The sequence below is a fragment of the Enterococcus sp. DIV1682a genome (genome assembly GCF_051711005.1).
GTDB lineage: Bacteria > Bacillota > Bacilli > Lactobacillales > Enterococcaceae > Enterococcus_B > Enterococcus_B hirae.
In genome coordinates this window covers 814,705-825,442 of record NZ_JBIOLT010000001.1, presented here as the reverse complement: position 1 = coordinate 825,442, position 10,738 = coordinate 814,705, and the positions used below count along the sequence as shown (strand labels likewise).

At 38.6% G+C, this 10,738-nt stretch carries 11 protein-coding genes and 1 other annotated feature (1 of these 12 cut by a window edge); all 11 genes read right to left on the bottom strand.

The window, feature by feature from the left end; genetic code table 11:
* Positions 1-135: a binding site (T-box leader), on the bottom strand (it extends 83 nt beyond the left edge of the window).
* The 11 genes from IGJ23_RS03875 to mraY all read right to left on the bottom strand — a co-directional run bounded on the left by IGJ23_RS03875 (position 119) and on the right by mraY (position 10,716).
* Positions 119-823: a DivIVA domain-containing protein gene (locus tag IGJ23_RS03875; RefSeq protein WP_010719771.1), complete on the bottom strand. Its 705-nt coding sequence runs from the start codon at positions 821-823 to the stop codon at positions 119-121. (Overlaps the previous feature by 17 nt.)
* A 20-nt stretch (positions 824-843) precedes the next feature.
* Positions 844-1,626 (bottom strand): RNA-binding protein, encoded by a 783-nt coding sequence (locus IGJ23_RS03870; RefSeq protein ID WP_010738197.1) that lies wholly within the window; start codon positions 1,624-1,626, stop codon positions 844-846.
* A gap of 35 nt (positions 1,627-1,661) precedes the next feature.
* On the bottom strand, positions 1,662-1,931 hold the full coding sequence (locus tag IGJ23_RS03865; RefSeq protein ID WP_034686156.1) for a YggT family protein: 270 nt from the start codon (positions 1,929-1,931) through the stop codon (positions 1,662-1,664).
* 29 nt (positions 1,932-1,960) lie between these two features.
* Entirely contained in the window at positions 1,961-2,557 is a 597-nt protein-coding gene (locus tag IGJ23_RS03860) for a cell division protein SepF (protein ID WP_063626758.1), read from the bottom strand.
* Complete coding sequence (locus tag IGJ23_RS03855; protein ID WP_010719774.1) at positions 2,557-3,243, bottom strand: YggS family pyridoxal phosphate-dependent enzyme; 687 nt, start codon at positions 3,241-3,243, stop codon at positions 2,557-2,559. The genes IGJ23_RS03860 and IGJ23_RS03855 overlap by 1 nt, the downstream gene beginning before the upstream one ends.
* A 14-nt stretch (positions 3,244-3,257) precedes the next feature.
* On the bottom strand, positions 3,258-4,502 hold the full coding sequence (gene ftsZ, locus IGJ23_RS03850) for a cell division protein FtsZ (RefSeq protein WP_088745122.1): 1,245 nt from the start codon (positions 4,500-4,502) through the stop codon (positions 3,258-3,260).
* A 22-nt stretch (positions 4,503-4,524) separates the two neighbouring features.
* Positions 4,525-5,853, bottom strand: a complete 1,329-nt coding sequence (gene ftsA, locus IGJ23_RS03845; RefSeq protein WP_438774631.1) for a cell division protein FtsA — start codon at positions 5,851-5,853, stop codon at positions 4,525-4,527.
* Positions 5,854-6,006: 153 nt separating this feature from the next.
* Positions 6,007-7,254 (bottom strand): cell division protein FtsQ/DivIB, encoded by a 1,248-nt coding sequence (locus tag IGJ23_RS03840; RefSeq protein WP_178286556.1) that lies wholly within the window; start codon positions 7,252-7,254, stop codon positions 6,007-6,009.
* Positions 7,255-7,270: 16 nt separating this feature from the next.
* Entirely contained in the window at positions 7,271-8,353 is a 1,083-nt protein-coding gene (gene murG, locus IGJ23_RS03835; protein ID WP_178286558.1) for an undecaprenyldiphospho-muramoylpentapeptide beta-N-acetylglucosaminyltransferase, read from the bottom strand.
* Between the two features lie 16 nt (positions 8,354-8,369).
* Positions 8,370-9,740, bottom strand: coding sequence for a UDP-N-acetylmuramoyl-L-alanine--D-glutamate ligase (gene murD, locus IGJ23_RS03830; RefSeq protein WP_063626753.1), 1,371 nt, complete (start codon positions 9,738-9,740; stop codon positions 8,370-8,372).
* Between the two features lie 13 nt (positions 9,741-9,753).
* A complete protein-coding gene (mraY, locus tag IGJ23_RS03825; protein ID WP_010719780.1) occupies positions 9,754-10,716 on the bottom strand; it encodes a phospho-N-acetylmuramoyl-pentapeptide-transferase in 963 nt (320 codons plus the stop codon).
* Between the last annotated feature and the right edge of the window lie 22 nt (positions 10,717-10,738).

Here is a 10,738-nt window from a genome sequence, read left to right as displayed (position 1 = left end):
TTGTTTCTTACTCCTATTTCAGAAACAATTTTCGTAGAGGATCTTTCACTTTGCAGGGTCTTGCCGAACTTCCACTATCATCGGCTCGCTGAAAAGAATGACAAAATGCTTTTCTGTTCTACTCTTCGTCATCACCAGGAATGATCGAAATATCGATCGCCTGTGTATCAAATGCAGTCATTGGTGCTTCCATGATGCCTGTGTCTGAGTTTACATCAGTTTGATTTTCATTGTCAAGTTGTTTTGCTAAAACTTCTTTGATCACTTCATGACTATCTGACACATAGCTTGAGAAAGGTTGTAAAATTTCATCCCATTCTGGACTTTTTACTTGTTCTAATTGAGATTCTAACATCAAGCTGATTCGTTGGTGGAAAACTCGTGTTTTTTTCTTTAAGTCTTCTGTTTCAACTGCTAGCTGTTTTGCTTTTTCAGTTGCATCTGTTAGGATTTGTCTTGCTTTTTCTTCCGCATCTGTCGTTAATTGGTGCGCACGTTTTTCAGCCGTAGCCACTAATTCATCCGCTTTGTTTTGAGCAGATGTCACGATTACTTCGGACTCTTTACTTGCACTTGTTTTAACTTTATCCGCTGTGTCTTGAGCAACGATGATTGACTGATTCAATGCATCTTTTAGTTCATTGAAATATTCTAATTTTTCTTCTGAATGTTTCACTGCTTTTTCAAGTTCACGGTTTCGTTGCGTGATTTCTTCATAGTCACGAACAACTAAATCTAAGAAATCATCTACTTCGTCTTGATTGTATCCCCGCATTTTTGTGGGGAATGTTTTGTTTTGGATATCTAATGGAGTTAAAGCCATGTGTAAACCACCTTTTTGTTTTATTTACGTAATACACCAAATAATACCCTGTATTTTTCTTTTTTGGTTTTTCCTTCAAGTTCTTGAATTTGGATTCGACCAAATCCTCTGATCGAAACGATATCTAATAACTCAAGTAAAAAATCAGGGCGTGTATTTTCTGTCCAATTTACTTTTACTTTTCCAGACTCAATCAGCTGCTTCGAACGCTGTCTGGAAATATTATAAATCTCCGAGATCACGCTGTCTAGTCTCAATGAAGTCACTGTACCTCTTTCTTGTGTCCAACCATCTTTTGGCACAAGTAATTCCGTATACTTGATTGGCTCCATCCGAACAGAGACTTTGCCGATTTTTGTTACTTGCGTTGCTACAAACTGTTCAACTTCTCTTGCAATGAACACTTGCCAGCGATCACCATCAGAAATGATATCACCAAAGTAAGCTCGTTTGATACCTGTACCAACCAATGTACCTAATACTTTTCCATGAGTCAAACTAGCAAACTTACTCGGATAATGGATTTCATAAAGTGACACCTCAAAATCTTCGTCAGTAGGCTCATAATAGTCAGGAAAAATCAAACATCGCTTCCGTTCTGCTTGCTCATAACCGCCATAAAATGAAAAGTGTAATTCACTATCTTGACGGATCAGCGTCTCTAGTATATAGGATTGTCTTGGATCAAGAAAGTCAGTAAGATAAGGTGCATATTGCCCTTGTACCTGTTCGATCCAATCACCTACTGAATCGATGAAAGAACGTTCATCTGCACGGAAATGCTGATAAACATTAGCGTCCATATTTTCCCCTCCTATCAGCTACTCCTTTGATCGTTTTAATAAATTGCCATGACTATCCATAAAACGATATGTTGAAGACCTTGTACTGCTAAATTTAAAATCAAGATCGCAGCTAGAATCGTAAAATCAATTCCACCAAATCGAAGTGGAAGCCGATCAAATAACTGGATATACGGTTCACAGATTTTTGCTAAAAAGCGACCAATCCCTGATTGATATCCTCCTGGAAACCAGGATAAAAGTGCATAAACCATTAACAAAAGACTGTAAAAGTAGGCTGCTCGTCCCAGCAGATTAAGTAATATAAAAATAATATAAATTGTCGTTCCTCCTCTTATAGGTCAAATAGGTTCACGTCTGCAAAAGATTGTGCTGTTGAACTATCGATTTCCATTCCAGTTGGCGTGCATAGAAAAATCTCGTCACCTACTCGCTTAATGTCACCATCTAATGCATAGACAGTGCCAGTTAAAAAATCAACGATTCTTCTCGCTTGTTTTTCTTCTACTAAATGGAAATTTACTAATGTTGCTTCACCAGCAATGATTCGTTTAGCAATAGCCATTGCTTCAGAATAAGCTCGTGGTTCCATGACCGTAATTTTTCCAGCTAAATTTGTTTTAGGTGCAAAAGAAGTTTTTGCTGTTTCTTCTTTACGTGTTTTTTTAGCTGGTGTTTGATGTAATTCAATCACTTTTTTTGTTTCATTTGCCGCTACACTTTCACGAGCAACTGGACGTGTTGTTTGTTGCGCACGTGGCTTTGAGACAGCTCTTGGCTGGCTCATTTGAGATTGTGTTGGCTGTATTGGTTTCTTTTTTGTTGTAGGCTGTGCTACAGCCGGCTTAGATGTTTCAGGATACTCCTCGTACTCTTCCTCATCAGCTAATCCGAAAAAATTAGCAATCGCACCTCTATTTAAAAGTGGCATTATTGTTCCTCCTCGTCTTTGAATAGCGCTGTTCCTACACGGATGAATGTGGCACCTTCTTCGATTGCTAGTTGAAAGTCCTGACTCATTCCCATGCTTAATTCCGTACATGGTGCATGCGAAAAACCTTTCGAATGAACAAGATCACGCAATTCTTTCAGCGTTCCAAATACTTTGCGAATTTGTTTAGCAGAAGCCTCTTTAGGTGCCATCGTCATTAAACCAACAACTTTTATTTTAGACAAAGCAACTAAAGATTCGATAAAAGGAACCAGCTCTTCTGGCGAAAAACCATGTTTGGATGCTTCACCAGATACATTCACTTCCACAAAACAATCGAGGGGTTTTGTTGCCCTTTTTTGTATTTCTTCTGCTAATTTCAAACTGTCTAATGCGTGAAAGCAATCAATTTCATTTATAATCAATTTTACCTTTCTACGCTGCAAATTACCAATTAAATGCCACTTTACATCAGGATAATTAACTAAATCTTGTTTTTTTTGTAACAATTTATCTACGCGGTTTTCTGCGCAGTTTTTTACACCCTGTTCAATCAATTTTTCTGCCGTAGCAGAATCCACTGATTTGGTGACAGCGACTAGTGTGACTTCTTTCGGATCACGATGAACAAGAGCACACGAGTCCTGAATCTCTTGCTCGATTTTTAGCAAGTTGTCAGCAATCATGTGCTCTTCCTCCTTTATTTTTTACGACGGAAAAATGGTGGTGTACTTAATTCATCGTCACCTTTTGCTTTTGTTTCTTCACGATTGAATGTATCAAATTCTTTTTTTTCGATAGGTTCAAAATTCGTTTCTTCAACTCTAGGACGGACATTTTGTTCACGTCTGATGTCCCAATCACCAAAACTGCTATTTTCTTCTTCAGCAGAGATTGGTTTTGCTTGATCCATATCTAAAACTGTTTTTTGAGTAGATGATTGCATTTGTGCTTGTCTAGCCGGACGACTAGACTTGCGTTCCTTTTTTGATTCGTCGATACCCGTTGCAATAACCGTTACACGGATTTCATCGCCCATTTCTTCATTGATTGATGTACCTAGAATGATGTTAACATCGCCTGTAGCAGCATTTGCTACGATATCTGAAGCATCTTGAGCTTCAAATAAAGTCATGTCTAATCCACCAGTGATGTTAAGCAAGACTTGCTCAGCTCCATCGATTGATGTTTCAAGAAGTGGAGAAGAAATAGCTTTCTTCGTCGCTTCGATCACACGTTCTTCACCGCTTGCTACACCGATACCCATTAACGCTGTTCCTTGGTTTTCCATAACAGTTTTCACATCAGCAAAGTCAAGGTTAACGTAACCTGGGGCTGTAATCAAATCTGAGATCCCTTGAACCCCTTGACGTAATACATTATCAGCTTCACGGAAAGCTTCTAACATTGGTGTTTTCTTGTCAACTACTTCAAGAAGACGGTTGTTTGAGATAATCAATAATGTATCGACGTTTTCTTTCAAACGTGCGATACCTTCAGCAGCAAATCTGCCACGTTTTGGTCCTTCAAAAGTGAATGGTCGAGTTACGACACCGACAGTTAAAGCACCAAGTTCTTTAGCAATTCCTGCTACGATTGGAGCAGCACCTGTACCAGTTCCGCCTCCCATACCTGCAGTAATGAAAATCATGTCAGCGCCATCTAAGGCTTCGCGTAAAGCTTGTTCACTTTCTTCGGCAGCTTTTTGACCAACTTCTGGTTGAGAGCCTGCACCTAGTCCGCGTGTATATTTAGGTCCTAATTGGATAACTGTTTCAGCTTTTGAATTTTTCAATGCTTGGACATCTGTGTTGGCAGTGATGAACTCAACACCTTTTACATTTTCTTCAATCATACGGTTAACAGCATTTCCACCGCCGCCACCGACACCGATGACTTTGATTACTGCGCCGTCATTGATATTATTATCAATTGAGAATTCCATATTTTATTCCTCCCAGGATGAATTAATCAAAAATTTTTGAAAAGAAACCTTTAATTTTAGTTGTTACATCTTCGTCTGATTTCTTTTGTTCAGGTTCGTCGTAGACCGTTTCTTCTGGAACATCATAGCTATCATTATCATATGATGTCACTTCTTGTTCTACAGTTGTGTGATGCGCGACCACTGTTTCACCTGTCACAGCAATTTTAGCCAATTGATAGACTTCACTCAAGTTAGCTGAGTAATCCACGATGCTGATCACATTAGTAAAGACTGGATTACGAAGTCCCATTTGGTTAGGTACATATAGCTTAACATTCACACCAAAAATCTCTTGTGCCAGATCAACAACACCTGGAAGGCTTGCAGCACCACCAGTTAGTACGATACCACCAGGTAACTCTAGTGCTTCGATTTGGTCTAACGCTTCTTTGGCTTTATTGAAAATCTGTTCCATACGGGCTGAAATCACTTCTGATAAATAGCGTTCATCCACTTTGACAGGTTCAGATTGACCGATCACATCTACTGGAAACTCTTCATTTGCAGAAGTACGTTCTGGATAAGCATCCCCATAATTGATTTTTAACGCTTCAGCATTATTGAATGACGTATTCAACACAATTGAGATATCTTTTGTGACGAACTCGCCACCTTCTTGATCTAGACTAGTGAACTTCAATTGTTTGTCATGCATAACAGCTGTTGTCGTTTGTCCACCGCCCATATCAATCACGATCGTTCCAAAATCTTTTTCTCCATCTGAAAGGATTGTTTCTGTTAAAGCTAATGGTGTAATGACTAATTCACTGACAACCAATCCTGCATTTTCTACACATTTACGGATATTATGAACAATCGTCTTTGGCCCAGTAAATAACAAGCCATACATTTCTAATCTGACACCGATCATTCCACGAGGATCTTTGATTCCTTCGAATCCATCAACGGTAAAGTCTTGTGGCAAAATTGATACGATTTGACGTTCAGGAGGAATTGAACGAACAAGGGCAGCTGAAGCCACGTTTCTGACATCTTCATCGGTGATTTCTTTCGAATCCCCGTTTACTGCAATCATTCCTTGGCAATTTTCCACTTCAAGCAAGTTTGCTGGTAGACCAACGCTAACCCCTTTGATCTGTATCCCTGCTTTTTCTTCTGCTTGTCTTACTGCTCGTTGTATCGCTTGGACCGTTTTATCGATATCAACGATAATGCCGCGGTTAATCCCTTCTGATTTTGCGTTTCCTACTCCAATAATATTCATTTGGCTGTCGATATATTCAGCCACGACAACTTTGACAGATGTCGTTCCAATATCAAGGCCTACATACATTCCTGTTTTTGCCATGAACGGGATTCCCTCCTACTTACTATTCCATATACAAGCGAACAACTAACGTCCGTTTTTAAATATACTTTAATAGATATATTCACTGCCTTCAATTCTACCATAAATTACCGGTTTTTAGAAAGTAGATTATCACTTTTTAAAGCTGTTTTATTAATTTTCGGTTAAATCTGGAGACGATGAACTTGAATTGTCATCGATTTGGCTAGATTCACTTGTATTCTCTGACTGACCTGCTTGATTTGACTCAACTGATTCCGAAGATTGGTCTGACTGATCACTTGATGCTCCCGATTGTCCTGTGAGATTTTCGGTAGAACTTGTCTGCACAGATGGATCTGTTGCTTCGCCATTCTCCTTCTTGCTTTCACTGTAAGGATAAGAGAAAATCCCTACTTCCATATCAATGACGCCCTTTTCCTTCATCTCTTTAGCGACTTGTGGATAATATTTCATTTGACTGGCTAGATTTTGAATATTGACGATCACTTGGTTCCCATCATTCATATTTAGTTGGATCAAATTTTTATTGCTCTCTTTTGGTGTATATTTGATTTCTGAAATTGCTTTTTGTAATTCTGAAGTTAATTGATTATATTCTTTAACCAATTGACTAATTTTGGCGTTATCTGTGAAATTCTCTAGAATTGGTAAATTCTTAGTCGGATTTGCTACTTTTTCCTTTAAGACTTTCCCATTTTCGATTACAGGAAAATATTCGCCGTCCTTCATCACTAAAGCAATCTCTTTGTATTCTTTGATAGCCAACTCAAAAGTATTGATTGACTTAAAATGCAATTGTGCGCTCTCTACTCTTGGTTGTTCTTTTTTCAATGTATCAAGATATTGGTTTTTATGGAAATACTGACTCCAAACATTTCCATCAATTGCCAAATGAGAGTCGGCAATGGCTGTTTGACTCGTAATCATTTGGTTCCCTGAAACTGTTATTCCTTGCAGTCGACTATAAGGGGAAACATAATAAATCAAAAAAATCAGTGGGATCGTTAGGATTGAAATAATAAAAGTCAGTCTTCGATAAAGAACTTTATTTCGTTGATTTTTCAGATTCGGTAGCCGATTTAAAAAAGAGCCATTATAAGGACTACCAATTTTTGGTTGTTCAATTTTTTCAAATGGCTCAGAGTCTCCTTTTTTCATTGGATCAGAAGCGGTTGCTTCTTGCTTCTCACCTTCCGCTGAGTCTGCTTCTTTAGTAGCGGAAGCGGATGCTGCCGGCTCATTTGTATTTTCATTTTTTTCTTCTTTTTGCTCTTCCTTTTGTTCTTCCTTTTTTTCGTGTTCTGCCAAATATTTCCGGTTGGCCTTTTGCCAAGGAGTTAGATTTTGTTCACCCTCAGATTCATTTGGCAGCTTGTCTGGCTTTTTTTTCTTACTCACTAAGACCACACCACCTTTATTTTTGAATTAATGATTTTACTAGCTCGTACATTCTTTCTGATGCGTCTGGGATTCCTTGCTGTTTAGAAGCTAAAGACATTTGTTTTTGTAATTGATCATTGGTCATGATCTCTTCAATCGCTTGTTTTAGGGAACGTCCATCTAATTCGTCATCTTTGATCATCTTCGCTGCATTGTTTTTGACTAAGCTCATTGCATTTTTTGTCTGATGGTCATTCGTCACATAAGGACTTGGAATTAGAATAGCTGGCAAACCTAAAGCTGTTAATTCAGCAATCGAAGTCGCACCTGCTCTACCAACCAATAGATCGCTTGATGCCATTACTTCTGCCATTTTATTGATATAAGGCTGTATGCTGACATTGGCACAAGCAGGAACTTTCGTTTGGATATCTTTATAATAGCGTTCGCCTGTGGCATACAGAACCTGGTATTCCTGATCGAACGACATTAAAAATTCTGTCACTGCCTGATTGATTTTTAAAGCCCCTTGACTACCACCAAAAATCAAGACTGTTTTTTTCTCTGGATCAAGTCCATAAGTGGCTAAAATTTTCGATTTATCCATATCCGCCACTTCTTGCGCCCGAGGATTACCGATCAAAGACGATTTTTCTGCAGGAAAAAATGGAGCAGCATCTTCAAAAGAAAGTGCGATTCGATCCACATAGCGACTTAAAAATTTATTGGTGATGCCAGGCACACTATTTTGTTCATGGATGATCGTAGGAATCGCTAACTTAGATGCCGCATAGACTACTGCACCCGACACGTAGCCTCCAGTCCCAATCACCACATCTGGTTTAAATTCTTTTAAAATTTTTTTTGCTTCTCGAATACTTTTTAAAAAAAGTTGGATAGTCTTCAGATTATATAGCGAAAGTTTTCGCTGAAATCCTTGTATTTCTAGCGTACGAAAAGGCATCCCAGTCTCAGGAACAATCTTATTTTCTAAGCCTCTTTGCGCTCCAACGTACATAAACTCAGTATTCGGCTCTTTTGTTTTTACATAATTGACGAAGGCTAGTGCTGGATAAATATGCCCGCCAGTTCCGCCACCAGTAACCAAAATTTTCATTCATTCTCGCTCGTTTCTACTTTTGTATAGTTAGTTTATTGACAGCTTCCATAAACCGTTCGCCTCTAATTTCAAAATTAGGGTATTGATCCCAACTTGCATTTGCTGGTGACAATAAGATCGAATCACCCTCTTCACTCAATTCAAGGGCGATCGGTACAGCGGCTTCTGCGTTTTCAGCTGTCTTGATCACAGGGATACCTGCTTTCTTGCCCGCATCTGCTAATCTATTTTGAGTTTCCCCAAAAGTGATCAACGCTTTGATGCCTTTTAAAGCTGGTATCAACTCATCAAATGAATTTCCCCGATCCAGACCTCCAGCGATTAATACTAATTGATCTAACTGAAAACCACTTAATGCCATTTTAGTAGCTAAAATATTAGTTGCTTTTGAATCGTTATAAAACTTCCTTCCTTGGAATTCCCCCACATACTGTGTACGATGCGGTACTCCATGGAAATGGTGTAAAGCATTTTTGATCGCTTCATTTGAGATACCATATAATTTAGCAACTGAGATGGCAGCTAGTGCGTTCTCAACATTGTGTGAACCAGGAACACCCAATTCTGTAATATCCATGATTTTTTCTTGGTTATAGTAGATACTACCATCTAAAGAATAGGCACCTTTAGGGAGTTTTTGTTCTGTCGCAAAAGGTAACACCGTTGCTTTAGTCTTTTTACTGAGTTCTCTTAGCTCTTCTTGATTCCAATTCAAGATCAAATAATCTTTCTCTGTCATATTCTGTTGTAAATGCCATTTTGCTTTTACATATTCTTTTCTCGTTTTGTGGTAATCGATATGAGCCTCATAAATATTGGTTACTACTGCTACATGGGGACGAAAATCAGTGATTCCCATCAATTGGAAACTAGATAGTTCCATAACGATTTTATCATCAGCTGTTGCTTCTTGCGCCACACTACTAGCTGGATAACCGATATTCCCGGCTAGGCGAGCTGTTCCTGGCAAATCACCAGCGTTCAATAACAAGCCTGTCATAGTTGTTGTTGTTGTTTTACCATTTGTTCCTGTAATCCCAATAATCGGACATTCCGCTACCTCGTAAGCTAATTCCACTTCCGTAATTACCGGAATACCCAGTTCTTGTGCTTTTTGAACAAATGGATGACTATACGGAATCCCCGGATTTTTCACCATCAAAGAAAATTCTTCATCCAATAATTCAATCGGATGGCTTCCAGCAATCACTTTGACTCCCAGTGATAGCAACTCTTGTGCTTCTGGATTTTCATCAAACGGCTTTCCATCATTAACAGTGACAAGTGCGCCCAACTCATGTAACAGTTTGGCCGCACTAAATCCACTTTTCGCTAATCCAAGAACAAGGACTTTTTTGTTTTCATATGTTGAAATTTTTTTCATTTCCTGTCATCTCCTACCAAATGAACCATAGTGTTATTAAAGAAGTTACAATACTTACTAACCAAAAAATGATGTCGATCTTCCATTCCGACCAACCACACATTTCAAAATGATGATGGATAGGAGACATTTTGAAGATACGTTTTCCTGTTAATTTGAAAGAAGTAACTTGAAGCATCACACTTGCTGTCTCCATAACATAAATCAAACCAACTAATAACAATGTCCACTCTTGGTTTAGCATAATAGAAATTGCTGCCAATAATCCACCTAATGCCAGAGAACCAACATCGCCCATGAATATTTTGGCTGGTTTACGATTATAAGCAAAAAAGCCAAGTAACCCACCAAGCACACTTAAACAAATAACTAAGACATCATATTGTTGTTGATGCCAAGCAATGATCCCGTACGTTGCAAAAGAGATCGTTCCTAGTCCAGCAACTAATCCGTCAATCCCATCTGTCAGATTAACCGCGTTTGAAAAACCAACAAGCCAGAAAATAGCAAATACCCCATAGAATAGTCCAAGTGGCAACTCTATTCCAAAGAAATTTAACGTACCAGGATAGCCTTCTGAACGATAGACAAGATAAAAAATGATCCCGCCAATGATCTGCCCTAGCAGTTTTTGTTTAGAGTTTAGCCCCATGTTTCGTTTTTTAAAGATTTTAATGAAATCATCTAAAAATCCGATCACACCATATAAAGCTAAAACAAATAGTAGGATGAAAAGAGTAGGCGTCAACTGATTTTGCCAAGCGCCAACCCAAATTCCGGTTAATATTGCTGCAACTAAAAACACCAATCCACCCATCGTTGGAGTTCCGGCTTTTACATTATGCCATTTTGGTCCTTCTTCACGAATCGCCTGCCCTTGTTTTTTCATTTGAAAATACCCAATAAATAGTGGCATTGCTGCAATAGTCATTGCACAACTACTAACGATAGGAATCAATGCTTGTGTCCACTCCATACTCTTTTTCTCTCCCAATTCT

What these genes read in the sequence shown, in the direction of transcription:
- IGJ23_RS03875 (WP_010719771.1), bottom strand. Translation starts at nt 823, where the DNA reads ATGGCTTTAACTCCATTAGATATCCAAAACAAAACATTCCCCACAAAA.
- mraY (WP_010719780.1), bottom strand. Translation starts at nt 10,716, where the DNA reads ATGGAGTGGACACAAGCATTGATTCCTATCGTTAGTAGTTGTGCAATG.
- murD (WP_063626753.1), bottom strand. Translation starts at nt 9,740, where the DNA reads ATGAAAAAAATTTCAACATATGAAAACAAAAAAGTCCTTGTTCTTGGA.
- ftsZ (WP_088745122.1), bottom strand. Translation starts at nt 4,502, where the DNA reads ATGGAATTCTCAATTGATAATAATATCAATGACGGCGCAGTAATCAAA.
- IGJ23_RS03855 (WP_010719774.1), bottom strand. Translation starts at nt 3,243, where the DNA reads ATGATTGCTGACAACTTGCTAAAAATCGAGCAAGAGATTCAGGACTCG.
- IGJ23_RS03870 (WP_010738197.1), bottom strand. Translation starts at nt 1,626, where the DNA reads ATGGACGCTAATGTTTATCAGCATTTCCGTGCAGATGAACGTTCTTTC.
- IGJ23_RS03860 (WP_063626758.1), bottom strand. Translation starts at nt 2,557, where the DNA reads ATGCCACTTTTAAATAGAGGTGCGATTGCTAATTTTTTCGGATTAGCT.
- ftsA (WP_438774631.1), bottom strand. Translation starts at nt 5,853, where the DNA reads ATGGCAAAAACAGGAATGTATGTAGGCCTTGATATTGGAACGACATCT.
- murG (WP_178286558.1), bottom strand. Translation starts at nt 8,353, where the DNA reads ATGAAAATTTTGGTTACTGGTGGCGGAACTGGCGGGCATATTTATCCA.